The 26,363-nt window shown below is 61.9% G+C and carries 19 protein-coding genes; 15 read left to right on the top strand and 4 right to left on the bottom strand.

Annotation, left to right across the window (positions count from 1 at the left end; all coding sequences use genetic code 11):
- Window positions 1-24 precede the first annotated feature (24 nt).
- The 13 genes from IPJ76_03620 to IPJ76_03560 all read left to right on the top strand — a co-directional run bounded on the left by IPJ76_03620 (window position 25) and on the right by IPJ76_03560 (window position 16,295).
- On the top strand, window positions 25-1,596 hold the full coding sequence (locus IPJ76_03620) for a T9SS type A sorting domain-containing protein (protein ID QQR87323.1): 1,572 nt from the start codon (window positions 25-27) through the stop codon (window positions 1,594-1,596).
- Between the two features lie 153 nt (window positions 1,597-1,749).
- The gene (locus IPJ76_03615) at window positions 1,750-2,415 is read left to right on the top strand and encodes a response regulator transcription factor (protein QQR87322.1); all 666 of its coding nucleotides are present in this window, start codon (window positions 1,750-1,752) and stop codon (window positions 2,413-2,415) included.
- Between the two features lie 26 nt (window positions 2,416-2,441).
- Window positions 2,442-2,858: a hypothetical protein gene (locus IPJ76_03610; GenBank protein QQR87321.1), complete on the top strand. Its 417-nt coding sequence runs from the start codon at window positions 2,442-2,444 to the stop codon at window positions 2,856-2,858.
- The gene (locus IPJ76_03605; protein ID QQR87320.1) at window positions 2,855-4,153 is read left to right on the top strand and encodes a hypothetical protein; all 1,299 of its coding nucleotides are present in this window, start codon (window positions 2,855-2,857) and stop codon (window positions 4,151-4,153) included. Before IPJ76_03610 ends, IPJ76_03605 begins: the two co-directional genes overlap by 4 nt.
- A 10-nt stretch (window positions 4,154-4,163) precedes the next feature.
- The gene (locus tag IPJ76_03600) at window positions 4,164-6,215 is read left to right on the top strand and encodes a sensor histidine kinase (protein QQR87319.1); all 2,052 of its coding nucleotides are present in this window, start codon (window positions 4,164-4,166) and stop codon (window positions 6,213-6,215) included.
- Window positions 6,216-6,285: 70 nt separating this feature from the next.
- A complete protein-coding gene (locus IPJ76_03595; protein QQR87318.1) occupies window positions 6,286-7,644 on the top strand; it encodes a T9SS type A sorting domain-containing protein in 1,359 nt (452 codons plus the stop codon).
- Window positions 7,645-7,830: 186 nt separating this feature from the next.
- Window positions 7,831-10,062 carry a restriction endonuclease gene (locus tag IPJ76_03590; GenBank protein QQR87317.1) on the top strand — a complete coding sequence of 744 codons (2,232 nt, stop codon included), beginning with the start codon at window positions 7,831-7,833 and terminating at the stop codon, window positions 10,060-10,062.
- Window positions 10,063-10,194: 132 nt separating this feature from the next.
- Window positions 10,195-11,208 (top strand): DNA cytosine methyltransferase, encoded by a 1,014-nt coding sequence (locus IPJ76_03585; GenBank protein QQR87316.1) that lies wholly within the window; start codon window positions 10,195-10,197, stop codon window positions 11,206-11,208.
- On the top strand, window positions 11,208-12,203 hold the full coding sequence (locus IPJ76_03580) for a restriction endonuclease (protein ID QQR87315.1): 996 nt from the start codon (window positions 11,208-11,210) through the stop codon (window positions 12,201-12,203). The genes IPJ76_03585 and IPJ76_03580 overlap by 1 nt, the downstream gene beginning before the upstream one ends.
- Before the next feature lie 4 nt (window positions 12,204-12,207).
- Complete coding sequence (locus IPJ76_03575) at window positions 12,208-12,714, top strand: nucleotide-binding protein (protein ID QQR87314.1); 507 nt, start codon at window positions 12,208-12,210, stop codon at window positions 12,712-12,714.
- Between the two features lie 27 nt (window positions 12,715-12,741).
- Window positions 12,742-13,527 (top strand): HNH endonuclease, encoded by a 786-nt coding sequence (locus tag IPJ76_03570; GenBank protein QQR87313.1) that lies wholly within the window; start codon window positions 12,742-12,744, stop codon window positions 13,525-13,527.
- Window positions 13,528-13,619: 92 nt separating this feature from the next.
- Window positions 13,620-14,480 carry a hypothetical protein gene (locus IPJ76_03565; GenBank protein QQR87312.1) on the top strand — a complete coding sequence of 287 codons (861 nt, stop codon included), beginning with the start codon at window positions 13,620-13,622 and terminating at the stop codon, window positions 14,478-14,480.
- Window positions 14,481-14,699: 219 nt separating this feature from the next.
- Entirely contained in the window at window positions 14,700-16,295 is a 1,596-nt protein-coding gene (locus tag IPJ76_03560) for a hypothetical protein (GenBank protein QQR87311.1), read from the top strand.
- Window positions 16,296-16,348: 53 nt separating this feature from the next.
- On the opposite strand, the gene IPJ76_03555 is transcribed toward IPJ76_03560, so the two are convergent.
- The gene (locus IPJ76_03555) at window positions 16,349-16,966 is read right to left on the bottom strand and encodes a hypothetical protein (GenBank protein ID QQR87310.1); all 618 of its coding nucleotides are present in this window, start codon (window positions 16,964-16,966) and stop codon (window positions 16,349-16,351) included.
- A 74-nt stretch (window positions 16,967-17,040) separates the two neighbouring features.
- Here IPJ76_03555 and IPJ76_03550 point away from each other — a divergent pair, with 74 nt between their 5' ends.
- Window positions 17,041-18,513 carry a hypothetical protein gene (locus IPJ76_03550; GenBank protein QQR87309.1) on the top strand — a complete coding sequence of 491 codons (1,473 nt, stop codon included), beginning with the start codon at window positions 17,041-17,043 and terminating at the stop codon, window positions 18,511-18,513.
- 164 nt (window positions 18,514-18,677) lie between these two features.
- On the opposite strand, the gene IPJ76_03545 is transcribed toward IPJ76_03550, so the two are convergent.
- Entirely contained in the window at window positions 18,678-19,994 is a 1,317-nt protein-coding gene (locus IPJ76_03545; GenBank protein ID QQR87308.1) for a hypothetical protein, read from the bottom strand.
- Between the two features lie 364 nt (window positions 19,995-20,358).
- Between IPJ76_03545 and IPJ76_03540 the strand changes: the two genes are divergently transcribed.
- Entirely contained in the window at window positions 20,359-22,728 is a 2,370-nt protein-coding gene (locus IPJ76_03540) for a S8 family serine peptidase (protein ID QQR87307.1), read from the top strand.
- Between the two features lie 69 nt (window positions 22,729-22,797).
- Here the strand turns inward: IPJ76_03540 and IPJ76_03535 are convergent, their stop codons facing one another.
- On the bottom strand, window positions 22,798-23,775 hold the full coding sequence (locus IPJ76_03535; GenBank protein QQR87306.1) for a DUF4249 domain-containing protein: 978 nt from the start codon (window positions 23,773-23,775) through the stop codon (window positions 22,798-22,800).
- A gap of 114 nt (window positions 23,776-23,889) precedes the next feature.
- Entirely contained in the window at window positions 23,890-26,295 is a 2,406-nt protein-coding gene (locus tag IPJ76_03530; protein ID QQR87305.1) for a TonB-dependent receptor, read from the bottom strand.
- Window positions 26,296-26,363 lie beyond the last annotated feature (68 nt).

Here is a 26,363-nt window from a genome sequence, read left to right as displayed (position 1 = left end):
CGTGCTGCTTCAACCCCACCCGCCATGCAACGCCTCCTCAGCACCAACATCCTGTTTCTGGCCGCGGCTCTGTGCGCCGCGCAGGCACCCACCGTGGAATGGACGCGTGCCTTGGGCGGCACCTCGGACGATGAGCCACTGATGATGCGCGCCACCGACGATGGCGGTTGCCTCATCGTGGGCAATACGCTGAGCAACGATGGCGATGTGACCGGCGCGCACGGCGACCACGACGCGTGGGTACTGAAGCTGGATGCCAGCGGCACGCTCTTGTGGCAGGCCGCGCTGGGCGGCACCGGCAGCGATGTGGGCATGGGCGTGCTGCCCTTGCTCAACGGCCAGTGCGTGCTGGTGGGCCGCACCTATTCCTCCGATGGCGACGTGGGCAGCAACCAAGGCTCGGCCGATGCGTGGGTGGTGAAGTTGGATGCCAACCAGGCCATCGTGTGGGAACACACCTACGGCGGCACATCGGCCGAGGGCTTCATGGACATCCGGCGTACCAGCGACCAAGGGTTCATTGTGTGCGGCGGCACCGCAAGCGACGATGGCGACATCAACACCACACAGCACGGCAACGGCGATGCCTGGGTGGCCAAGCTGGGCCCTGGCGGCGGCCTGCAATGGCAGAACACCTACGGCGGCAGCGCCAGCGACGGCTTCAACCGCATTGTGCCCGCCCCCGATGGCGGCTACCTGGCGGCAGGCATCACCAGCAGCACCGATGGCGATGTGGTGGGCAACCACGGCCAGCACGATGTGTGGGTGGTGAAACTCTCCAGCACCGGCAGCCTCCTGTGGCAGACCTGTCTCGGTGGCTCGCTCATGGAATCCTCCTTGAGCCTGGAGGCCATGGCCGATGGCAGCTTCCTGCTTGCAGGGCAAACCACCTCCAGCGATGGCGATGTGGCCACCTGGCATACCGGCTACGAGATGGGCAGCCCTGCGCCCGACGGTTGGTTGGTGAAGCTCGACGCCACGGGCGCCGTGGTGTGGGAGCGTTGCCTGGGCGGCTCCGGCACCGATGCCCGCTTCGTGGCCTGCGAAAGCACCGATGGCCGCATAGCCCTCGCCGGTTGGATGACCTCCACCGATGGCGATGCAACGGTGACGCAGCTCGGCGGCGGCGACTTCTGGATGGCGGGCCTCGACGCCACCGGCACCACAGTGGATTGGCAGCTGCTGCGCGGCGGCAGCAACTTCGATGAGCCCAGTGCCGTGGCCATACCCCTCGACGGCGGTGTGCTGGTGGCCGGCAGGACACTGTCCAACGATGGCGATGTGGTGGGCTCGCACGGCGCCTCCACTGCCGATATCTGGGTGGTGAAGCTCGGCGCGCTCATCACACACACCAGCGCGGTGGATGCCCCTGGCCCCGTGCTCTGGCCCGTGCCCGCCACCGATCGGTTGACCATCCGCACGGTTTCTGGCGCAGGCCTCATCCGCTTCATCGATGCAATGGGTCGTTCGGCACTGGAGGTGCCTGGCAGAGACACGCAACAAGTGGTGGACGTGGGCAGCTTGGCGCGTGGACTGTATCTCGTGAGCTACAACACTCCGCAGGGGCGCCACACGCAGCGCGTGGTGTTGGAGTGAGCGCGGCTGCATCCGGGGGAAGTACCGGAGGAGTACGTGATGCTGCTGAGCGATGACCTCTGAAGCGGTTGCCTTCCTGCCCTGAACAGCCACCTCAAAAGATACCGGTTTTCCGGTATTTTCACCACGTACGGCCACAGGCACTTTTGCCGCATGCCGATCCCGAACGTGGCCACCCTGTTGCTGGTAGACGACCAATCCATGATGCTCGATGGGTTGGAGGCCCTGCTGGGCACCGTGCCCAATGTGCAACTGGTCGGGCGGTGCACCAACGGGCAAGCCGCGGTGAAGACCGCCGGCGAGGTGAAGCCCGACCTGGTGATCATGGACGTGAACATGCCCGGCATGGACGGCATCGAGGCAACGCGCCACCTCCTCAAGGCAAGTCCCGAGAGCCGGGTGCTCATCCTGAGCATGTACGGCCACAAGGAGTTCGTGCTGGAGGTGATGGAGGCCGGGGCCTTCGGCTACCTGCTGAAGAACGCCGGCAAAGAAGAACTGCGTGCCGCGCTCGCGGACATCCTGGAAGGGCGCAAGCACGTTGCGCCCGAGCTGCGCCGCATCATGGACCACGGCGATCGCTACAAGGACCGCCGCGGCGAGAACGGCTACCACCCGCTGAGCAAACGCGAGCAGCAGGTGGTGCGCCTCATCCTGGCCGAACACACCACGCAGGAGATCGCCGAGATGCTCTTCCTGAGCCTCGACACGGTGGAAACCCACCGCAGGAACATCATGCACAAACTGGATGTCCGCAACACCGCCGGCCTGGTGAAGTACGCCATGGAGCGTGGTTGGGACATGCAAGCACCCGCCTGAACCCAAACACCTAAACCACCACCACCATGACATCAGAGATCCTTGTTCCCAGCATGGCCAGCGGCCAGGCCAACTACCAGCTTGCCGTGTACCGCCCAGCCGGCTACCGGCTCGTGTCCACCAACCCAACGGTGATCACCACCACGACCAACATGACAACAACGGTCGAGTTCCTCCTGGCCTACAGCAGCGACATACGCGAAACGAGCGCCATGACCGATCACTGGGACACCGGCATTCCCAAAACGAACAATGTGAAGATCGAGGTCGAGTTCAAGATCGACGGTGTGCCGCGCCGCCCACGCGACAAATACACCATGGTCGGTGGTGGTGGTGGTGGTCCGAAGGATGCAAAGTGGAAGAAAGCCAAGTACCGCGGCTCCGTGCGCGGCCAGAGGAAGAACGTCTTCCTGAGCACGGCCCGCCCGGGCAAGCGCAAATGAGGTGCGTTATCCTGTTGCCGGGGCTGGTGCTGGCCCTGGCGCAGCCGCTCCGAGCGGTAGCGCAGCCGCCCTGCTCGGAGAAAGTCGAGCAGTCGCTGGTTGCGCAGCGCCTATGCCGTGAAGTGCTGCCGAGCAACAACACCGTACTGATGAAGGACGGGAACGGCGGATTCTGCACCTGCCGCTGCACGGAACTGGAACTGATGCCCTACAAGCAGGTGATGGACCTGAAGGCCGCCCGCGACTCGGCCAAAGCCAGCAACCTACGGCGCTATGCGCAGACCCGGAAGCCGATGGCCTACAGCAACACCGCCAGCCCCTATGTGGTGGTGCTGAACGAAGACACCGTACCCTATACCGACATGTCCGGCCTTTGCGTTTACGATGCCATGCTCGTGCGCCTCATGCAGCGCGTTGCGGAGAGCGGCGTTGTGGACCTCGATGGCTTCGAGCTAGGCCTGCTGGCCGCTGTGGAAGCCGGTGACAACTATCCAGTGATGGCCCCTGGCAGGCCCGGCGGTGGGGTGGAAGGAGGGTTGACGGTGCCGCGGCGCTTCGTGGTGGATCCCGCGGTGCGTTGGGAACTCATGCTGTTCATGCTACTGCACGAACTGGGGCACGGTGTGAACTACGAGCAGGAGGGCGTGTACGTGAGCGAGTACGAAGCGGACATGTGGGCCGTGAACGAGGGCTTGCCCGAGTTCTTCGACCACGATCTCGCACGCGTGCAGGCTTTGCGCTTGGCCGCCGCCGACCAGCTGCACAACTACTTCATCTCGGTGCACACGTCCGCAGCGGAACCGTTCTCCAGTGTGCGCAGCACGGCGGCCATCGACTATCCGATGAACGTGTACCCGATGCTGCAATGCCGCTTGGACTCCATCCGGTACGGTGTGCTGCTGGAGGAGCGGCCGGACGACCCCTTCCTCGGCTACCCGGGTTCGTGCTGGGAGAACCCGCATGCCAGCTTCCCGCAGAACGACAAGCTGGCCGTGCAGAAACGCTGCGACGACGAACGTCGCAAGATGACGCCATGCGACAAGTACGCAGGGGCGTGCGAAGTGAGGGCCGAGATGGATACCCTGATGCAAGAGTGGAACAAGCTCCTGGACAAGTGCGCACAACGGCCCGACCTCTGCTTCAAAGAAGGGAAGGTCACGGTGCTCTCACAGTTCACCGCCAAGGGCCGTATGAACCATGTGGACATGCAACGGCAGCAGTTGCTCAAGGACATCAGGCGGGCGCGGGCCACAGCGGTGCGCACCGAGCGTGAGCTGCAAGGCGGAAAGAAGTAGCACCACGGCCATGCGCGTTCCTCTCGTCCACACCATCGGTAAAGGGGCGCGCATGTTGGCCTGTGCACTGGTGCTGTGCGTGTTGCCGGTGGTGTATGGCGCGCCCGGCGATGCCACGTACCAGCGCGTGCAGGATGCCGCCGCGCGCGGCGATGTGGCCACGCTCCGCACGCTGGCCACCGCGTTGGCGCAGGCCCGCGGCGCCGACGCCCACCTCGGCCTGCTCGCTGCGGCCATTGTGGAGTACCGCACGGACAACATGGTGCCGTGCCGCCAGCTGCTCGATAGCGTGTTGCACGCATCGCCGCCCGCCGAAGCGCGCGCCCAGGCCGTGGCCTACAAGTTCAGTGCGCTGGTGCACAACTGGGCGGGCGATACCGAGGCCGGCCTGGCCGATGTGGCGCGCGGCCTTGCCCTGGCCGATAGCGCCGCACTGCCGCACGAGCGCACCGACCTGCTGGTGGTGCAAGGCGAACTGCACTACGAGCTCGCCGACGACGAAGCCGCCCTGCAAGCGCTGGCACAAGCGCAGCGCCTCGCCGACCGCAGTGGTTACGGACGCGGCACCTGCCTGGTGCGCATCAACATGGGCCGCATCCGTTATGCGCAGGAGCGCTACGAGGAAGCATGGGACGACTTCACGCGCGCGCTGGCGTGCGCCACCAGCGGCGGTTGGGACCCCATCGCGCAGAACTGCATCAACAACCTGGCGGGCGTGGCGGCCACGCTGCAACGCTTCGATCGGGCGCAGCACCTGTACGACAGCATGCTCACCGTCCTGGGCGACCGCAGTCCCGAACTGCGGGCGCGCATCAAAAGCCAGCTCGGCTTCGTGGCCACCGAGCAAGGCGACCACACCACCGCCGTGGCGCACTACCGCGAGGCCATCGCCATCAGCCGCAGCGTGAACGACCGCAAGGGCGTGGCGCGCGTGCAGCAATACCTCTCCAACTCGCTGTGGGACATGGGCCGCCGCGAGGACGCCATCGCCACGCGCACCGAGGCGTTGCGCACCTCGCAGGAACTGCAGCAGGGCACGGTGGAAGTCGACATCCGCGCGCGCCTGTGGGAATGGTACGAGGCCATGGGCCGCTGCCCCGAAGCGCTGGAGCAGGCCGCCTACATGAACTACCTGGACGACTCGCTGCAGAAAGCGCGCTTCAGCGATCGCATGGCGCTGGCCGACGTGCGCTTCGAGACCGAACGCAAGGAGCACCGCATTGCCGAGCAGCAGCAGGCGCTGGAGCTGGCCGCCGCCGAAGACCGCCGCAAGAACGTGCAACGCGTGGCGCTGGTGGCCGCCGTGCTCGCCGCCACCGTCATCGCGCTGCTGCTGTGGCGCACCCTGCGCGAACGCCAGCGCACCGCCGCGCAGGAACGCATCGTGCACCAGCAGCGCGTGGACGAGCTGATGCGCCGCAGCGAACTGGACGCCCTGAACGCCATGATGGAAGGGCAGGAGAAGGAGCGCGACCGCCTGGCCAAGGACCTGCACGACCGCCTGGGCAGCATGCTCAGCGCCATCAAGCACCAAGTGGGCGCGTTGGAAGGCGAGGTGCACCAGGTGCGCCAGGACCAGAGCCTGCAGTACGGCAAGGTGAACCGCCTGCTGGACGAGGCCGTGGGCGAGGTGCGCCGCATCTCGCACGACATGATCACCGTTACCCTGGCGCGCTTCGGGCTGGTGAAGGCCATGGAAGACCTCTGCGACAGCGTGCGCGTGCACGGCCGCCTGGCCGTGGAACTGAACATGCACGGACTGGAGCAGCGCATGGAGCGCAGCCGCGAGATCACCGTGTACCGAATCGTGCAGGAGCTCATCAGCAACGTGCTGAAGCATGCGCAGGCCACCGAGCTCAGCGTGGGCATCACGCGCGTGCCCGGCCGCATCAGCGTCATCGTCAGCGACGATGGCCGCGGCTTCGACCCGAATAGCGTGGCGCACGGCATCGGGCTGGACAATGTGCGCGCGCGCGCCGCGTCCATCGGTGCCGTGGTGCGCATCGATAGCACGCCGGGCCGCGGCACCACCGTCAGCGTGGAAGGCCCCGTGGTGGAATAGCACGGAATTCACGGTTTTCCGGTATTGCCGGGCCGGTCGGTGCGGGCTCCTTTTGACCGCCGCACTGCCCATGTCCCGCACGCCGCGCCTCCTCCTTCCGGTCCTCCTGCTCGCAGCGCACGGCGCCACGGGCCAATGGACGCCCGCCGCCAACGCCGTCAAGCTCCCCGACTCGCTGATCTTCACCAGCACCGGAGCCAACAGCAACGCTACGGTGGTGTGGCACCCGGTGAAGGCACGGTATTACTCCCTGCGCCCGGGCAATGCCGCCTTCCCGTTGGAAACGTGGGTGGCCGGCAGCAGCACTTCGGTGTGCACGGCCACAGCGGGCATCGACTCGCGTGGCATGTGGTACAACCCGGCCACCAACACCATCGAGCGCAACTGCTTCGGCGCGTTGGGCTGGGCCACCTTCGGCATCGATGCCGCCTCGTGCGCCACCGGTGCCTCCACCATCATCTTCCCCGGCCAGTTGCAGGCCACCGTGCAGTCCTGTTCCGCCTTCGACCCCGTGCTCGGCGAGGTGCTGTCGTACGCGGCCGCCACCACCAGCGTGCAGTTCCGCAGCCGCGCCACAGGAGCGCTCGTGCAAACCCTCGTCCTCACCGGCACCTCCTTCGCCAATGTCAACACCGAGAGCATCATCTGGACCGGGCAAGTCGGCTACGAGATCGGGCTGTTGGACTATGTGGCCAAGCGCGTGCTGCTCTTCAACCGGGCCACCGGTGCGTTCACGGGCCAGAGCCAATTGCCCGCATCGGCCGTAACGCATAGCCAGTTCCGGTTCTGCTACACCAACAACCGGGTGTGGTTGTTCACCGCCACCACACGCAAGTGGAACGCCTACTGCATCTGGAACCAAGGCTGTCCGATCACCGTGCTGCCGGTGGAGCTTGTCGACTTCCGCGGCGAATGCGCGGGCGGCACACCGCAGCTGCAGTGGAGCACCGCCAGCGAGCGCAACAGCAGTCACTTCACGGTGCAGCGCAGCGCGGGTGTCGACGCCTGGGAAGACGTGGGCGAGGCGCCTGCCGCCGGCGATAGTCAAGCGCTGCTGCACTACCACTGGACCGACCCGCAGCCGCGCAGCGAGGCCACCGTGCTCTACCGCCTGCGCCAGGTGGACCGCGATGGCACCAGCGAGGTCTTCGATGCCGTTACGGTGCACTGCCAACGCCCGCCCGCCGAACTGCTGGCCTACCCCAACCCGGCCACCGACCGCGTGTGGCTGCAACTGCCCGAAGGCACAGCGGAGCACAGCATCGACGTGCTGGACCTGCGCGGCTGCATTCAGTACACGCGCCGTAGCAGTGCCAACGATACCATCGACCCCATCGACCTGAGCGGCCTGGGCCGCGGCGCCTACGTGCTGGTGCTGCGCGCGCCGCAGGGCGCAGTGCTCGGCAGGGCCGTGGTAACCAAGGAGTAGGGGAGTGCACACCAATGGCCATAATTGCCAAACGGCTATACTTGGTTCATGTTCGCCGTGCTGATGGAAGCGACGAAGTATTGCAGCCTCGGGCAGCTGACGCAGGCGATGTTCGAGGTGGGGGGGCAGTATAGAAGGAACATGTAGTTTCCACCGGCAGCTCATCTATCAATCATGCATTCAGAAATGTCGACAATTGACCCCAGGGCTTTTGAGTACGCAATCGAAAAGATTGATGACGGCTTCGTATTTGAGGCCTTTGCACTTGCGTTCTTAAGTGCGCTGAATGGATGGGAGTTCATCCCCGTTGGAGGCTCAGGTGACAAGGGGGTAGATGGCTATCAGCACGTCTTTCACAGAAAGGGAAAGGAGAAGACCATCGTTCAGACATCGACAGAGAAGGACACACCGGGAAAAATCAGAGAGACGCTAGGCAAGTTGAAGAAGAACAAGAAGGCTTGCGACAGGTTCGTCTATGTGACAAACCGCAAGGTCACAAATGGGGATAGCCTGATTGACGAGATAGAGGCGGAGTACGAAGGCGTTCAGGTGTCAATACACGACATCAAGTGGTTTGTGGCCAGATGTGCTGAAAACGCTGGAGTAATAGCGGCATACCACACGTTTGTGGATCACAATCTGCACCAGTATAGCCAACCGGGCTTCAATGTCACAGTGGCCAATTTGGACAAAGACAGCCGTCTTTATGTCTTCCTAAGCCAACGACTTAACTATGACCGCAAGAACAATAACGTCGACAATCTGATTTGCGATACTCTGATAATGTATGCTCTAGAAGGCACGGATCCTGACAAAGGTATTTTTCTTACGGAGAAGCAGATTAAAGAGAGGATCAAGCAGCACGTCTCCTTTGACTCTAAGCTCATCGATGGGAAGGTCTCTCAGAGGCTAGTTGAGCTGGCTAAGAAGCCAAGGAAGATCCAGTTCCACGTCGGCAAGTTGGCGTACTGTCTTCCATTTGAAACGCGCTTTGAGATTGAACAGCGGAACTTAGGAGACGAGCGACTCTACAAAGAGTTCTATAAGCAAACGGAGAAGACCATTCGACGCTACTTCGATGAGAATGAGGTGACGGTCTACAAGATTGAAGCGTTGATTTCTAAGGTGCTCGTAGACATATTCAAGAAGCAAGGGCTAGAGTTCAGCAACTTCGTCGTCAACCAGGATAGTACGGCGGTCATAGAGCAGAATCTCAAGGAGGTAATAGCAGCTTCGGTTGAATCGAGTTCCGTACAACCCAAGAATTGGCAGGCGGTTAAGACGGCCTTGCATCTTGCCATTCGCGACATAGTCTACCATGGGTCTGCGGAGCAAAGGCAGTTCCTGAAGAGCTTGGCCAATACCTACTTGATGATGTTCATGCTTCGCTGGGAACCGAAGCTGACAACATACTTCGAGTCAATGTCCTCGAAGCTGAAGGTGTTCGTCGACAACTCAATCATTATCCCTGCGCTGTCGGAGTTCTTTCTCCCAGAAGGCAATCGTAGGCATTGGAATCTCTTGAAGGGTGCTAAACGAGCTGGAATAGAGATGTTCATCAACGAGACCTTGATGGACGAACTTGTGTCTCATTTCAGAATGGTAAAGAACAAGTACAAGAAGAGCTTTGAAGGCCTGGAAGAGTTCTACACTTCGGACGACAGCGAATTCCTCTTCGTTGACGAAATACTAGTCCGAGCGTACTTCTATTCAAAGCGGAATGGGAAGGTCCGGAGCTTCAACGAATTCTTGAATTTCTTCCTCGATCCGACTCTAAGGACAGCTAAGGCTGATCTCATTGGCTACATCCAGGATGAATTTGGGATCAAGTTCATCTCCAACGAGTCCTGGAACATCAAGGTGGATCAGGAGGAGAAGAGGAAGCTAGTGGAAGCACTGGCCGTGAAGAAGGAATCCGAGCAGAAGGCTATCAACGACTCGGAGATGATGCTCGCGATATACTACTTGCGCGAGAAGAACAATGAAGCGAGTGAAGGAGGGATATTTGGATACAGCACCTGGTGGTTGTCAAAGGACACCTCAACTTATCGCGCGATTCAAGAGGTTCTCAACAAGGACAAGTATCGCGTGAGCTGTTACATAAGGCCTGACTTTGTGTACAACTACATCGCACTCATGCCAAGCTCGAGTGATGTCGATGAGGCCTATAACATGATCTTCCCGACCATGCTGGGGGTAAACCTCAGCTATCACATGCCCAAGGAAGTGAGCAAGATTGTGCATGAGAAGGTGAAGGCCTTCCATGACCAACCGCCAGTGCGCGTGAGGCAAATCCTCAAGACTCTTGGGGAAAGGCTCAAGTCCGACCCATCTCTGAAGGACAGGAAGGCTTTGGAGCACTTCTTCGACGAGCAGCGCAGTTTGCTCCAAAGACCGGCCAGGGACAGAAGGAAGTGAGAATCGACCGCTTTATTTTCACCTTGCCCACGCCCGATACCTCGTCGGCGCGATCACATAAGCCTCGTCCAGGATGCAGGCTGACCCTTACTTTGTCACCACGCCGATCGCCAAGGAAGTCGGCAACGTGAGATGGGATACATCGAGGAGATCAACGAGATATTGGTTCCGTGCCACACGGAAGAGGCTGTGGTGCTGGACCTGTTCGCGGGCTGCGGCGGTTTGGCCTTGGGCTTTGAGGCCGCTGGCTTCAAGACCATCGGCTTCGAGATGAACGGCCCGGCAGCCGAGAGCTACCGCCACAACCTGGGCAGCGAGTGCTACGCCGTGAAGCTGGAGGTCGGCTTCGACTTTCCACAAGCAGATATCGTGATCGGTGGTCCGCCATGCCAGCCCTTCAGCGTGGGCGGTAACCAGCGCGGCATCGAGGACGCCCGCGACGGCTTTCCCATCTTCATTGATGCGGTAAAGCGGCTCCAACCCAAAGTGTTCATGTTCGAGAACGTGCGCGGCCTGCTCTATAGCAACAAGTGGTACTTCGAGCTGATCCTGGAGGAGTTCGCCAAGCTGGGCTACCTCGTGGACTACAAGCTTCTGAACGCCGTGAACCACGGTGTGCCGCAGAACCGCGAGCGACTTTTCGTTGTCGGCCATCGGTCATCGTTCACCTTCCCGGCCAAGGAGAAGCAAAAGGTCACCGTCGGCGAGGCAATCGGCGATCTGATGCACACCGTGCCGCCCGAGAGCAAGTTCCTCAACGCAGCGATGGACGCCTACGTGGCCAAGTACGAGAAGGCTTCGCACTGCATCAACCCGCGCGACCTCTACGCGGATCGTCCGGCGCGCACGCTCACTTGCCGCAACCTCGCTGGCGCTACTGGCGACATGCACCGCGTTCGTTTGGCGGATGGCCGTCGTCGCCGCGTGATCGTTCGCGAGGCTGCACGCTTGCAGAGTTTCCCCGACCACTTCGAGTTCAAGGGCAATGAAACGCAGCAGTTCAATCAGATCGGTAACGCGGTACCGCCGATGCTTGCGTACCACATCGCCCAAGCGGTGAAGGCGTGCTATGCGCTTCCGGCCGGTGATGCGAAGGCCATCAAGCGGAGCAAGGTGAAGCCGAACCGGGAACTTTCTTTGTTCTGATGAAGGACTATCTGCCGGAGACCACGAAGAGCGCCGCCGTGAAGCGCGTGCTCAATGAAGCGTTGGACATTTTGATCGCTGTGGGCATCCCGGCTGCTGCGGAACCGATCCGCCGCCGTGAACGCATGGCCGCTTGCATGATGGCTGTGGCGGGCGTCACCAAGAAGTGGAGCGCGGCAAAGAGCGTGAAGGACGGTCGCCACCTGAAGACACGCGAAGTGATACCCTTCGTGAACAAGCACTTCGAGGAGAACATCTCGTCTGGTTCGTACGACGACGTTCGCCGGAAAGACTTGAAGCTGGCAGTAGTAGCGGGCGTCATCGTCAACAGCGGGGACAACCCAGGTCGAGCAACCAATGACCCGACACGCGGCTATGCACTTGCGCCGGACTTCGCCGCGCTGATCCGTACGTACGGAACACCAGCTTGGGCAAAGAACCTTGCCGCCTTCAACAAGAACCGTCCGAGCCTGGCCGAATCGCTTTTGCGCAAGCGCGACATGGAGCGCATTCCGGTCACACTCCCAGGCGGTGGGAAGTTGGAACTGTCATTGGGCAAGCACAACGAACTTCAGAAAGCCATCATCGAACAGTTCCTTCCGCTCTGGGGCAATGGAGCCGAGGTGTTGTATGTCGGCGACACATCCAACAAGCTCTTGCACATCGAGCGCGAACGCCTGAAGGAATTGGGCTTCTTCGACTTGTCGCATGACGAGCTTCCGGACATCATTGCGTACAGCAAATCGAAGAAGTGGCTCTATGTGATTGAGGCCGTGCATAGCTCGGGACCGATCAGCGAACTGCGCTTGATGGAACTGAAGAAGTTGCTCAAAGGCTGCAAGGCGGGCATAGTGTATGTCACGGCCTTCCTCACGCGCAAGGCCCATGCGAAGTACGCCGACCAGATCGCTTACGAGACTGAAGTGTGGACCGCTGATAGACCTGAACACTTGCAGCATCTGAATGGGCCAAGGTTCATGGGTCCGTATTCGTAGTGCGATGCCGAAGTACACGACCTACCTCGATAGTGACGGCGACGAACACGAGTTCACGGTGTTCATCATTCACGGTCGGTCTGAGGATTGGCGGAAGGTCGAACGCTTCATTAAGGATGACCTGGACTACGATGCCATAGTCATCAAGGAAGTCTACACCGGAGACGTGCTGAACAAGAAGGTCCGTCGAGCGATAGAAGCATCTGATTGCGCCGTCGCGATTATGTCCCCCGATGACCGGCTGGCGAATGGGAAGGCCCGTACACGACAGAACGTCATTCTTGAGATCGGTGAATGTCGGCCTGTGTTCCGCAAGCTACATAAGGGGACCGGCGTGCATGGCGTTGTTCTGTTGAAGGAACAGTCGGTGGACATTAATGAGGTTTCCGACCTATCGGGAATAGAGTACCTGGGTTACACGGAGGGCTTCATTGAGACCACCTTCCATAAGCTGCGTTCTGCGCTTGAAGATGTTTATGCGGCCGTGGATTACTCAGAGGAGTTTAAGTAGAGTGCTGGCGAGCCAAAGACTCACTCCATGCCCACCCGCACCGACTGGACCCGCTCGCAACTGCTGATCGCGCTGAACCTCTACCACAAGGTGGCCTTCGGCAAGTTCCACGCGAAGAACAAGATGCTCGTGGAGATCAGTGAGCGCATGGGGCGCAAGCCTTCCGCGCTGCCCATGAAGCTCAGCAACCTCGCTTCCATCGATCCCGAGTTCCGCAAGACCGGTCGCAAGGGACTGGAAGGTGCGAGCGAGTTCGACCGGGCGATGTGGGCGGAGTACCACGCCAACCTGAACGAACTGGCCCCGGAGAGTGAGGCACTCCTGGCCCAACTGATGACCGGCGACGCCGACGCACCCATCGAAGTGCAAGCGGATGGCAAAGTGCTGCGCGTTCCCGATGGCCCCACCGAGAGCACAGCTTCGGTGAAGGTCCGGCGCGGTCAACGCTACTTCCGCCAAGCGGTGCTCAACGCCTATCAAGGCCGTTGCGCCGTCACGGGCCTTGCCGTGCGCGAGCTTCTGGTAGCCTCGCACATCATTCCGTGGAACGCGGCCGAAGAGCACCGCCTCGATACCCAGAACGGCATCGCCCTCAACGCCCTCCACGACCGCGCCTCCGACCGCGGCCTCATCACCTTCGATACCGACCTACGCCTAGTGTGTGCCCAGTCGCTCCGCGACCACTTCGCAGAAGCGACCGTGAGCCAGAACTTCAAGAACTACGAAGACAAGCCACTGACCATTCCCGCCGAGGCGGCGGGCCCCAAGGCCGAATACTTGGAGTACCACCGGAGCACGGTGTTCGGGAAGTAGCGCCCGCCAGTGCTTTATCTGCACGCCGTTGACGGGTCGTTGACCGATCGGCCTCAACGAACCTCTCCGCATCTTCGGTGTACCGTTGCACCATGCGCCACCTTCTCATCTTCCTGCTCCTTACCGGTTGCGTCGATGCCGGAGCGCAGTACGACCGGCTTTCCTTCCGGTACAACTACGCCTTCGTCGAGGACGGTCCTACGCTCACACCGTTGAAGGGCACCTACCGTGTGGAGTACATCGGGCGCGGGCAGTATTGGACCGTGACCGATCCTCGATGGACTGTTCACTTCCCAGGTCAGCCGCGCAGCTTGACCCCATGCATCAAGGTGAACGGCGCTCCGTTGATGGTGGTGGAAATGGACCGGATCTTCGGTTATCCGGATAACAAGCTGATCGTGCTGCGAGGAACGGACACCATGATCGTGGACCTGAACCAGGACGGGCGCTTGGAGACGCTCATGTTGGAGCGGGCCGCCAAGCTCGGTGTGCCACCACGTCCACCTGTGCTGCTGCCATTCCGCAAGGGTTGGTTCACCAATATCGATCTGGTGCAGGAGGCGCAGAGCATCGCGAACACCGAACGTTTGGATGCGCTGTGGGCATCGCGGCGCGCTGAAGTGCTCGCGCTTTACGATACCGCACGCCATTCGTTCACGCTCGAGATGGACGGGTTGCGTACCGGTGCAGTGGGCATTGTCATCGATCGCGACCCCAACTACGCACGGCACTTGCTGGAGTTCCCCGCCAGCGGGCCGAGCACCCATTTCGAATTGTTCCTTCAGGACAGTACCGGTGTACCGAGCAAGGCGATGAGCCTTCGTGTGGACATGCCGCCGGATGGCGAGACCAGCACCTGGGTGGATGTGACCGACATGCCCTACGGCAGATACACCGCCTACCTGAAGTGGGGGAAGGAGGAGAGCCTGTTCTATCTGAGCTTCGGATGGTGAGCATGCGCATGCTCAGCCCAAAGACGATGTCCCACTAACATTGAGGAGGCGACCCTAGCCCAGCGCTTCAAGGCCTACGAAGGCAAGCCGCTGAGCCTGCTGGTATGAACCCGCTTCCATTTACCCGATCCATAGACCGGCATTCATCGGGAACGAAGTTCACGGCGCGCCGACAACCGAATAGACCTTACTTCGTCTGCCCGTCAACCGATCCCCTTCATGCGCACGCTGCTCACCACCTTTCTGGTCGTCCCGCTCACGTTCACCCTGCACGGGCAATCGCTCACGTGGGCATGGGCATGGGGTGCGGGCAGCGCCGGTTCCGAGTTCGCCTCCGTTTCCTGGGCGCCATCAGGTGCAGTGCACATGCTGGGGAATTACGAGAACACCATCGATGCCCATGGCACCACGCTCACCAGCAGTGGCCAGGGCGATGCCTTCGTGCAACAACTGGATCCCGCCGATGGCAACGTGCAATGGACGGCCGAAGCGCATCACACCGCGGATGTGACCATCCACGACGTGGCGTACCGCAACACAGGCGAGATCATCGTGTGCGGCACGGTGGCGCACAACGGCGATGCAGCGCAGTTCGGCGCCCTATCACTCGCGGCCCAGCCGTTCGGTACGCAAGCCTTCGTGGCCGCGCTTTCTCATATGGGTCAATGGAACTGGGTGAGCGGGGTGGCCGACCCCGTGAGCACCGAGGGCTTCCTGGTGAAGGTGGATGCGAACGACGACATCCTGCTGGGTTGCCGTTGGGGCACTGATCTGGCGGTGTACCGTTTCACCGGTCAAGGCGTGCAGGGTTGGTCGGCAACGGCGACAAGCTCAGGAAGCTCGGTGGATGCCTACGCCATGGATGTGATGCCCGATGGCGACCTGGTGATCACCGGACGTTGCTACAGCACGGGCACCTTCGGCACGCACATCATCAATGTGGCCGGCACCTTCTACGATGCCTTCGTGGCGCGTCTCGGTTCATCAGGAACGTGGGAGTGGGCGGTGCGCGGCGGCGGAAGCCACTGGGATAAAGGCTTCGGTATCTGCGCCGACGCGTCGGGGAACGTGTACGTGGCCGGCACCTATCGCAACACCGCCACGTTCGGCGCTTTCCAGTTCACGGCCACCGGTGCCAACAACGATGGATGGATGGCCAAGCTGGACGGCAGCGGCCAGTGGCTCTGGGCCCTGAGCATGGCATCGGTCGCGTACATGGAAGTGTATGACATGGACCTCGCACCCGCTGGTGATCGCCTCGCCCTTACCGGAAACTACTTCGTGAACGCCCCGACATTGGGAGGCTTCGTACTACCCGCACCGGCGATGAACGACGTGTACGTCGCCGAGATCGATACCGCGGGCCAGTTCCTTTCGGCCATGGGCTTCGGCAGCGCGCTGGGCGACCAAGGGCTGGCCATATCGTACGGTGTTGGTGAAGAGCTCTTCGTGGCCGGCACTGCAGGGTCCACGATGGTGCTCGGTGCCGATACGTTGGTGGGCGTATCCACGCCCGATCTGTGGGTGGGCCGTCTCGATGCCGACATCAGCACCGGTCAAAGCGCTTCGACGCTTGTTGACGGTCTGCGCCTTTACCTGGATGAAAACTTACTGGTGCTCCGTGATCCCGAGGGAATAACGGGACTGCTTTCGCTCACGGACGCCATCGGCCGAACGCTGCTCCAAGCGCGCTTGAACGGCGCATCGGAACATCGCATCGCATTGCCTGATCGGGCGGCCGGTATGATCTTCTGGCAACTGCACCGCGGTGATGGCAAGATGCGGTCCGGCAAGCTATTCGCGCCGCCTCGCTGAGCTACTTGGTCCTTTCGTGGAAGTCGCTGCGCTACGCAGTTGCCGACCACCGTTCACGAACTCGCTCGTGCAGCGCGCAGCATCCACCCGTACACCATCAACATCCACAACGCGCAGAACGGCCCCATGTCCAGCAGGCCGATGCTGTCGGGCGGATGCGGGAATGCGGCTATGTTGATGGCGAAGAGGCCAATCCCGCAGAGCACACCCAACACACTGAGCACCTTACCGAAATTGGAATCGCGCCAGAAGTGGATCGCGAAGAGCGTGATGCTCGCAGCGATGAGGCAGTCCCACGCGATGTCGAGCCCAAAGTGGACGGCGTCGCCCAACGCGATCAACGATGCACGCGAGGGATCACCTTCCGTGATCTTGCCTTGCGCGGCGAAGAGCGCCTGCTGCACGGCGAGCATGGCCAGCACGGTGATGCCAGCGGCCGCTCCGAGGAAGCCGGCCATACGAATGCCTACGCGCGGCGTGCCCTGCTCCAGTGCATGGACAAGTCCCAAGGACGCGACGGACACCAGCGGCCCGAAGGCGAAGGCGAGGATGAGCGACGCGGTATCCGGCAGCGGAATGAACGCGGCACCGAAGTAGGCCAGCACGGCGGCGATGCCACAGGAACCGCCGGTTAAGGTCCAGCTGCGATCAAGGGGGGATGAACGTTCCATGAGCGGATGACGAACAGATCGACCGGATGTTACAGTTCGCGTCCTGTTCACGCGACTTCAGCATCTTCGCAACCATGCTCACACGTGCGCTGATCGCCTTCGCTGTCACCCTCACATCCACCTGCACGCTGGTTGCCCAAACCTGCGACTGCCCCACCACCTTCGCGTGGATGGTGACCACCTTCGAGGAGAACGATGCGGGTTTCCAGCTCGTGGTGGACCGCAAGGGCACGGCGGAATACGCCAAGCACACCGAGGCGTCGCGCGCACGGGTGGCCGGCATCACGGACCTGCGCGCCTGCACGCAAGCGCTCAACGATTGGCTGCAGTGGTTCCGGCACGGCCATATCGGCATCGAACCGACCGAGAAGGCCACGGCTGCGCAACAGGCGGGCCCACCACCGGTGAATGGTGGCGCGCCGCGACCACCGGGTCGTACGATCAAGGTGAACGAGGCGGCTTTGCTGAAGCAATGGAGCAAGGCGAACGGCAGGGAGCCGGTGGAAGGGATCTGGTCCTTGGGGGCCTATCGCTTAGCGGTGACGAAGGATGCCACGAAACCCGGAACCTATGCGGCCGTGATCCTTTCCTCGACGAACCCGAACTGGAAGCCGGGAGAGGTGAAGGCGGAGTTCGCCGCCACGGGGGACGGATTTGCGGGTACCTACTTCATGGGCGATCACAGTCCGGAGCCGGTACAGGTGCGGCTGGTTCCCGGTAGCGGCGGCCTGCTGGAGATGAACGGACTATGGGTACGCGAACTTCCGCCTGCCGGGTTGACGATGGAGGAACAAGTGACCCTGCGAACGGGCAACGCGAACACGCCCTTCCTCGAGCGTCTCAGCGATCGCACGCTCTACCTGCGCATCCCTTCGTTCGCCTTCGGGCAGAAGGTATTGATCGATAGCGTTCTCGCGGCCAACGATACCCTGATCCGCAGCACGGAGAATTTCATCATCGACATCCGCAACGGTACCGGTGGTAGTGATGCGAGCTACGCGGGTTTGATCCCTTACCTCTGTTCCGGCCCCATGCGTTCCGTGGGCGTGAAGCTGCGCGCCACCGAGCTGAACGCGGCCGGCTACGAAGCCTATGCCGACATGTTCGGTCGCGGCACCGAGGATGGGCGCGAATGCCTGGATGTCGCCACGCGCATGCGGGCCGCGTTGAACACCTGGTTGGAGGTGGAGGATCAGCCATGGACAGTGGACAGCTCGCACGCCGTGCTGCCCTTTCCGCTGCGCGTGGGCATCATCTGCAACGGCGGCAACGGCAGTACCGATGAGCAGTTCCTGCTGGATGTGCGCACGAGCGCCAAAGTGAAGCTCTTCGGACACCCCACCATGGGTTCGATCGATGTGTCCAACATGCGACTGGTCACTTCGCCGGACGGCTGCTTTGAATTGGGCTACACCATGAGCATGAGCCATCGGTTGCCGACGATGCCCATGGACGTGATGGGCGTGCAACCGGACCACTACCTGGACGGGGGCATTCCGGTGTCGGGTTGGGTGAGCTATGTGCGGCGCACATTGGAGTGGCGCTGACCGGCGCGAGGCCGTGACGATGTGGTCCCTTGTACGTGCCTGACGTTCAATAGAGCAGCACAGGCGGACCGGTCTCGGATCAAACCTGCCGCGGCCGCCGGCCCGGTGGCGCTAAGCCTGAATACCTCGTGCGGCGTCGGCACTACTGCGGCTTCAGCAACCGATCAATGCCCGCAGCGGATGGATCGCATGGCCGCGTTCATCGGAGCGTCCTGTCCGCTGATCCGGTCCTCGGCGCTGATGTTCACCGGATGCGTGGGCAGCACGCCGTGGCCATCGTCCGGCCGGTGCACGAGCCGCCAGGTCTTGCGCGAAACGGTGCATGCAATTCTTGTGTGCTTGAGCACATTGGTGCGCGCGCTGCCGCTGAGCACGGTGCGATCGCCGCCAGCCTCTTCGCCGATGAGCAGGCCGCGCCCGTGCAATTCCAGTTGAGCGAGCACCATGCCCGTGGCGGAGAAACACCCGCCGTCCATGAGCGTGTAGAGCTTGCCGGTGTATGGCAGTGCGACCGGTCGCGTGGTCCCGCTCGAAGGTCCTTCAGCCACCAGCGTGAACGGCTCGGTGAGCAGATGCGCGAGCAGCAGTTTGGCCAATGCGGGATCGCCGCCCTGGTTGCCGCGCAGGTCGAGCACCAGGTGTTCCACTTGCCTCGCGCGGATCCGCTCGAATGCCGCGCGCAGTTGATGTGCGGCTGTGCCGTTCACCTTGGCGAGCGTCGCCGCTTCGAAACTGGGGATCTTCAGCACGGCGATGCCACTGTCCGGAAAGGAGAGTTCAATCGCCTCGGATGCTTCAACAACACAGGTGCGCCATTGCAGCCTGATGCTGTCCATCGGCAGAGCGGGCAACCGCAATGAACGTTCATCGCCATCGGATGTGCGCAGCCGGATGTCGAAGGACGCGGGCTCACCGAAGGCGAAGCGGAAATACGACCGGAACCAGTGATCGAGGATCCACGCAGGATAGGTGGTGTTGCGGCCATCGCGGATCTGCCGTTGCATGAGCGCGCGCACCACATCACGTGCTTCGGTCCCGTTGATGGCCAGGATGCGGTCGCCGGAGCGCACGCCTATTGCGGCCGGGCCGTCACAGCGCACGAGGAGGCTGTCGTCGTGCAACAGGACCTCGATGGGCAGGTAGCGGTGCTGTACATCGTCATCGGCCGGGAGGAACATCGTGTGGCCATCGCCGAGCAGCGGGTACAGCGTAGTGATGCGCGCGAGGAAGGCGCGAGCGCTCATCGGCGCGCTCAACGTGCTGGACAGGCTGTCGAACCATTGGTCCATGCGTTCGCGCGACGTGTAGCGGTACGGCTCCGGGTGCTTCTTCTCCAACAAGGTGCGCAATTGCTGCAGGTCGGCGCGCAGCTCAGCCGGTGATAGTATGGGCTCCGCGACTTGTGGAACTGTTTGCGCTGGCGCACGGGACGCCAGGCCCAGCATGATCAGCAGAAGAAGTGGAAGGTGCGATGGCTTCACGATGCCGTCCAAGGTAGGGGCGCTATGCCGGAGGCATCGGGACTGCAGGAAGCCTGCGCTGTGGGCGTGCGGTCGGGCCGAAGACATCATTGGTGAATGACCGCAGGCCCCGGATCACGCCGCGCGGCCTAACGGCAACACCACTGAACGGCAATAGCCCCGGCTCCTCGGCCGGGGCTGTTCCGTTTTCGGGGGTGCGGAAGTGGAGGCCGCTGCGCGCGGCATACCCTGGATCGGGTAGAAAAGCACGGAAAGGGCCCGAAAAGGCCCCGGAAATACCGGGAACCGGGTATGGATTGCGGTGTGGCGATGTGGTGGATTTGCGGGGCTGCGGCAACAACGCCGGAGCGGAACAAACCAACACATGGAAACCAACGGAAAACGAAAGGATATCGGAACGCACGGCGATCAACCGGCCCACGGGCGGCCGGGCAAGCGCCCCGAACACACCGGCTCTGTCATCGTGCGGCTTGCCGCCAACGTTGACAAGTCGGACGCCAAAGACCTGCTGGCACTGGCAAAGAGCAACGGGTTGAAGGAACTGCACAATGCCTTGGAGCAGTTCGGCAAGCCGGCCACGCGCAAATTGATCCACAGCATGGAGCGCGGAAAACTGTTGGCGCTGGAGGCCAAGGCCCGTCGCTCGGAATTGCCGCCACTGCGCAGCCTATCCTCGTACTGGCGCGTCGACATGCGCGATGATCGCCTTCGACTGCATGATCTTGTGAAGATACTGGAACAGGTCAAGGGCGTTGATCATGCCTACGCCGAACTGGATGGTGGCGACCCTGTGGTGAACGATTCCAACGACACGTACGCTGCCCAGCAGACATACCTGGATGCGGCACCCACAGGCATCGACGCGCGCTGGGCATGGACCCAGCCCAACGGCGAAGGCACGGGCGTTGCCGTAGTGGACATGGAACAAGGCTGGTTCCTAGGGCACGAGGACCTGCCATCACCCACGCTCATCCACGGCGACAACCGGGACGGCATCGGAGGCTACAAGGGGAACCATGGCACGGCCGTCCTGGGTGAGATAGCCGGGGTTGACAACGCGCGCGGGATCGTTGGCGGTGCGCCCAGCGTTGCGAGCGTGCGCGTTACATCGCACTACGAAGCGGCGAGCGGAACGGCTCTGCACGTAGCCGATGCCATCGTGGCAGCTATTGCGGTCATGAACGCAGGCGATGTGCTCTTGCTCGAGGTGCAGCGCGACTACCTGCCTACAGAGGTGGACGATGCCGATTTCGATGCGATCCGCCTGGCCAGCGCGTTGGGCATCATCGTGGTGGAGGCGGCAGGCAATGGCAACAATGATCTTGATGCCTACACCAATGCGGCCGGTGATCGTATCCTCGATCGCGGCCATGCTGATTTCCGCGACAGCGGTGCCATCATGGTCGGCGCCGGGGAGTCCGCCGGCGCGCACCAGCGTTCGTCGTTCTCGTGCTACGGCTCACGCATCGATTGTTTCGCTTGGGGCGATTCGGTGGTGACCGCGGGATATGGCGACCTCGACGCCGGAACAGGTGACAACAGTTCCTACACGGATGCGTTCAGTGGAACAAGCAGCGCATCGCCCATTATCGTCGTGTGCGCGGCCCTGGTGCAAGGCATGTACGAGGGGAACACCGGTGGACGGCTCTCGCCGCTGCAAATGCGCTCCATCCTCAGCGACCCCGCCACCGGCACTGCGCAAGGGGCAGGCCGGGCCGGCAACATCAATGTGATGCCCGACCTGCGCGCCATCCTCGGAGCGGGTGGACCGCTGGACCTGGTGCCCGATGTGTACATGCGCGATCAAGTCGGCGACGATGGATCCGTTCCGAGCGGTTCATCCATCAGTGCGAGCCCCGATGTGATCGTACAGCCCACCGCCGTTGCGGATCCCACGGCCGCTTTCGGCGAAGGCAGCGGTACGGAGAACAGCAACACCCTCGGTTACCAGGTGGAAGCAGGCCAGGACAACTTCGTTCATGTGCGCCTGAGGAACCGGGGAAGCGTGGCGGCCACTTCGGTGCGCGCCACGGTGTACTGGAGCGAAGTGAGCACCTTGGTCGCACCAGGGTCGTGGAACTTGATCGGGACAACAGCACCCATCGACGTGCCTGCAGGCGATGTGCTCGTGGTGACCGATGCACTGGTGTGGAGCGCTGCCGATATCCCCGCCACGGGGCATTACTGTTTCGTGGCCATTGCGCACCACGCCGCCGACCCGGCACCACCGACACCACCGACCATGGAATGGTCGCAGTTCTACGACCTCGTTAGGAACAACAACAACGTTGTTTGGCGCAATTTCAATGTGGTGGACGTGGAGCCCGACCCTTCTGAACCTTCCGTTCTGCGGTTCAATTTGGCAGGCGCGTTCAAGGAGGAGTTCCCGTTCGATCTCGAGATCCTGTTGAACCTGCCCTTGGGGCCATGCCCGCCCCCATGGTTCGAACTTCCGATCGGATTAGGGGCGGCCGTGGCCAAGCAGCTCGGCGCCGAATGGAAAGCGGACCGGAAGAAGTACATGGCCATGGTGCAGTTGCCCAAGCGCCGGCGCATTTTCCTGAAGGGACTAAGGCTTCCCAAGGACAAGCGGATACCGGCAGCAATAGTCGTGCATGGAGCGAAGGGGGTGCGTTTCGAGGGCCATGGTGTGGCCGTGAGGCAGCTGGTGGGCAAGGAAGAGGCAGGCCGTGTCAGCTGGGTCTTCCGCAAGCGCCGGAAGGCCAAGCACTGATCTCATCCTGGGAAAAGGAGAGGGCCGGACATTGTCCGGCCCTCTTTCGTTGTGGTGCTTCCTGCGCACTTACGGCACGCACACCAGCGTATCCGTCCACACGCTCCAGCAGGCCCACACGCCCAGGCCGCCCTGCACGTTGCTCTTGATGTTGCTTGGCGTGCTGAAGAGGTCGCCCTGCGTGCTCGCATTGGCGTCCTTGCTGTTGTAGAACTCGAACTCGTCCTGTCCGAAGTGCACGTACTTCACCACCACGGTGTCGTTGCGTTTGAAGTAGCCGCGCTCTTCGTTCTCGTCATCGTCGGCGGTACTGAAGGGTGCACTGCCGCGGTTGATGGCCCAATCGAAGGTGAGGCCGTCGATGAACGCATCCTCGAACGACGCGAAGCCGGGCGAGATGAAGATCTTGTCCTTCTGCTCGCCCTCGAAATTGTCGTTGATGCGCTTGGCCAGCCAGCGGTAGCAGTTGCCAAGGCCCGTTGGGTCGCTGGTGGTCTGCCAGATGAAGCCGAGACTATCGTCGCCGGGATCCTGTTGGGCCAGTTTGAACCAGACGCTGTCCAACGGTTCGGGATCACGCATGAAGCTGCTGCCCGTGACGGTCTTGCCCTCGGCCTGCACGTTCAAGGAATAGGTGCGGCCAGCCTCACCCACCATGCCGGTTGTGTCCACATAAATGGTGAGGTCCACGATCTGTATGATCTGCGGGTCGATGCCGATCATTTGCGCTGCGCGCTCCAAGGTCGCACCGGTGATATCGAAACCGCTGCGCCGCGCCAGCTGCACCGGTCCGTTGCCATTGTCCACCGTCACGGTGGCGGTCTCCACGAAGATGCCCAATAGGCTCTGGAAGTCGGTGGGCTCGAAGAAGCTCTCCGTACGTGTGACCACCACGATGGCCGGCTGGCCCGGTTCGATGGTGCCGTTCACCACCAGCTTCTCCTCGGCCGGTGGCAGATCAACGGTGATCTCCTTGGTGCACGCAGCAAAAAGGCCTGCGATGCCCAAAGCCACCAGTGCGTGCGTTGCGAAGTTGCTCTTCTTCATGGCTCTCGTTCTTCTTTCTCCGTCATCGCGAGCGTGGCTCTGCGCGCGAAGCGATCCAGGCTGGTTATAAGCTCCCTTTTATTGTTCTGTGCCTCCGCGTCCCTGTGGTCTTCCCTAGAACTCGAAGTTCCACGTTATGCTGGGCAGTATGCTGAACAGGCTCACCTGTTTGGCGGTCACCTCGAAGGTGCCCTCGCTGGGGATTCCCTCGTTGGCGAAATAGATGAAGTAGGGGTTGCGGCGGTTGTAGACGTTGTAGATGGCGAGCGTCCAACTGCTGCGGTAGCGGCGTTTCACCTCGGTTTCTTCGCCTGTCTCCTTGTTCTTCTTCGTGCGCGTGGGCTTGTTCTTCAGGGTGGCGCTCAGGTCCAGCCGGTGGTAGGGTGCCATGCGGAAGCCGTTGCGCTCCGTGTATTCGCTCACGAGTTGGCCCTCCACCCAGTAGCGGTTCACGGGCAGTGTCACGGCTTGTCCGGTGCTGTAAGTGAAGGTGGTGCCGAAGCTCCAGCGCTCGTTGTGCTCGTAGCTGAGCACCAAGCTGCCATCGTGCGTGCGGTCCCAGCGGCTGGGGAACTCATTGCCGTTGTTCAGTTCCGGGAATTTCCGCATGGTGCGGCTCCAGGTGTACCCGGCCCATCCGTTCAACTTGCCGAAGGTCTTCTTCACGAACAGCTCCACGCCGTAACTGTAGCCGTCCCCGTAAACGAAGTTCTGATCGTAGTTCGTGTTTCCGTTGTCGCGCGGTTCGGCGCCCTCGGCGTACTCGATGAGGTTGTCCATCGTCTTGTAGTACGCCTCCACGCTGGTCTCGAACATGCGGTCCTTCCAGTCCTTGAAGTAGCCCACTGCGTACTGGGTGCCTACCAGCGGTTTCACGTTCTGCCCGCTGGGCACCCACACATCGGTGGGCAGGGCAATACCGCTGAAGCTGGCCAGGTGCACGTACTGCTGGCCGCGGTTGAAGCTTGCCTTCACGCTGCTGTTCGCGCCTGTCTTGTAGCGCGCGCTGATGCGGGGTTCCAACGCACTGTACTGTGCAATGATGTCGCCGCTGCTGAAGGTGCGCTGGCCGATCTCGGTGCCTTCGCTATCGTAGAGGTATTCGCGCCAGTTGCCCACGTGCGCGAACCACGTGAAGCGCAGGCCCACGTTCACGCGCAGCAGGTCGGTCACGTCCATGTCGTCCAGCACGTACACGGCGGCCTCGTGTGCGTTGAGCTTCGCGGGCTCTTCGATGTCGAACTCCACGTCGTCGCTCTCGACCTTCACCGTGCTCGGTGTGTAGATGTGGCGCGTGTACTGGCCGCCGTACTTGAGGCTGTGGCGCACGTTGGCGTAGTGGCTCAGGTCCAGCTTCAGGCTGTAGTCGCGGATGCCGCTGTAGAGCTTGAACCGGAACACGTCCTGCTCGGCATCGAAGAGGAAGTTGTAATCACTGAACGTAGCGGTGGTGTTCATGAACAGCTTCGGCGTGAAGACGTGGTTCCAGCGCGCGCTCACCGTGGCATTGCCCCAGGGGATGCGGAAGGCCGGGTCGCCGGGGTTGCTGTTGCTGAAGGTGAACACGTCGCGACCGAAGTAGCCGCTCAGGTACACACGGTCCTTTTCGCCCAGGCGGTAGTTCGCCTTGGCGTTGATGTCGTAGAAGTAGTAGCCTGTGCCGCTGAACTCGCTCGTGTCGTTCACGAAGGGTTTCAGCAGCAGGTCGATGTAAGTGCGGCGCCCGCTTACGATGAAGGAGCCCTTGTCCTTCACGATGGGCCCTTCCAGCGTCAGGCGGCTTGCAATGAGGCCTATGCCGCCCTGCCCGTGGAAGCCCTTGTCATTGCCCTCCTTCATATTGATGTCGAGCACACTGCTGATGCGGCCGCCGTAATTGGCGGGCATGCCGCCCTTGATGAGGTCGATGTTCTTCACGGCATCGGCGTTGAACACGCTGAAGAAGCCAAAGAGGTGGCTGGCGTTGTACACGGTGGCCTCGTCCAGCAGGATGAGGTTCTGATCTGGCCCACCGCCGCGTACATAGAACCCGCTGTTGCCCTCCCCGTTGCCCTTCACGCCGGGCAGGTATTGGATGGTCTTCAGGATGTCCACCTCACCGAGCAATGCGGGCAGGGTGTTGAGCTTCTGCACGTCCAGACCGATGCGCCCCATGTCCGTGCTCTCGGTGTTCTGCTGGGTCTTCTTGCCGGTCACGCGGGCTTCCTTCACCTCGCGGACCTTGGGCTGTAGTTCGAGGTCAAGTTTGGTGTCGGCCTTCAGGTCAATGGTCTTCACCAGTTCCTCCATGCCGATGAAACGCACCAGCAGGGTGTATTTCCCGGCGGGCAGGGTGAGCGAGTAAAAACCGTAGGTGTTGGTGTTGGCGCCCTTCTTCACCTCGTCGGCGAAGACGGCCGCCCCTATCAGGGCCTCGCCGCTGGTGGCGTCCTTCACCGTGCCGCTTATAGTGAACTTCTGTTGGGCTTGGGCCACCAGGGCCGTCAGCAGCAGGCCGGTGAGGAGGGCTGTCGCACGCATCGTTCTTCGCAAGTGGGGGGCGAAATTACCGGCCGTCTTCGCGCGCCCATGGCCGTTGGTGCAAGGGG

Source organism: Flavobacteriales bacterium, from assembly GCA_016699575.1.
Classification (GTDB): domain Bacteria; phylum Bacteroidota; class Bacteroidia; order Flavobacteriales_F; family PHOS-HE28; genus PHOS-HE28.
Note: the sequence above shows the minus strand (reverse complement) of the source record. Positions and strands in the feature narration are given on the sequence as shown.

Bases quoted from the DNA above. Each gene is read 5' to 3' on its own strand.
- IPJ76_03620 (QQR87323.1), top strand. From the start codon at position 25: ATGCAACGCCTCCTCAGCACCAACATCCTGTTTCTGGCCGCGGCTCTG.
- IPJ76_03615 (QQR87322.1), top strand. From the start codon at position 1,750: ATGCCGATCCCGAACGTGGCCACCCTGTTGCTGGTAGACGACCAATCC.
- IPJ76_03610 (QQR87321.1), top strand. From the start codon at position 2,442: ATGACATCAGAGATCCTTGTTCCCAGCATGGCCAGCGGCCAGGCCAAC.
- IPJ76_03605 (QQR87320.1), top strand. From the start codon at position 2,855: ATGAGGTGCGTTATCCTGTTGCCGGGGCTGGTGCTGGCCCTGGCGCAG.
- IPJ76_03600 (QQR87319.1), top strand. From the start codon at position 4,164: ATGCGCGTTCCTCTCGTCCACACCATCGGTAAAGGGGCGCGCATGTTG.
- IPJ76_03595 (QQR87318.1), top strand. From the start codon at position 6,286: ATGTCCCGCACGCCGCGCCTCCTCCTTCCGGTCCTCCTGCTCGCAGCG.
- IPJ76_03590 (QQR87317.1), top strand. From the start codon at position 7,831: ATGTCGACAATTGACCCCAGGGCTTTTGAGTACGCAATCGAAAAGATT.
- IPJ76_03585 (QQR87316.1), top strand. From the start codon at position 10,195: ATGGGATACATCGAGGAGATCAACGAGATATTGGTTCCGTGCCACACG.
- IPJ76_03580 (QQR87315.1), top strand. From the start codon at position 11,208: ATGAAGGACTATCTGCCGGAGACCACGAAGAGCGCCGCCGTGAAGCGC.
- IPJ76_03575 (QQR87314.1), top strand. From the start codon at position 12,208: ATGCCGAAGTACACGACCTACCTCGATAGTGACGGCGACGAACACGAG.
- IPJ76_03570 (QQR87313.1), top strand. From the start codon at position 12,742: ATGCCCACCCGCACCGACTGGACCCGCTCGCAACTGCTGATCGCGCTG.
- IPJ76_03565 (QQR87312.1), top strand. From the start codon at position 13,620: ATGCGCCACCTTCTCATCTTCCTGCTCCTTACCGGTTGCGTCGATGCC.
- IPJ76_03560 (QQR87311.1), top strand. From the start codon at position 14,700: ATGCGCACGCTGCTCACCACCTTTCTGGTCGTCCCGCTCACGTTCACC.
- IPJ76_03555 (QQR87310.1), bottom strand. From the start codon at position 16,966: ATGGAACGTTCATCCCCCCTTGATCGCAGCTGGACCTTAACCGGCGGT.
- IPJ76_03550 (QQR87309.1), top strand. From the start codon at position 17,041: ATGCTCACACGTGCGCTGATCGCCTTCGCTGTCACCCTCACATCCACC.
- IPJ76_03540 (QQR87307.1), top strand. From the start codon at position 20,359: ATGGAAACCAACGGAAAACGAAAGGATATCGGAACGCACGGCGATCAA.
- IPJ76_03535 (QQR87306.1), bottom strand. From the start codon at position 23,775: ATGAAGAAGAGCAACTTCGCAACGCACGCACTGGTGGCTTTGGGCATC.
- IPJ76_03530 (QQR87305.1), bottom strand. From the start codon at position 26,295: ATGCGTGCGACAGCCCTCCTCACCGGCCTGCTGCTGACGGCCCTGGTG.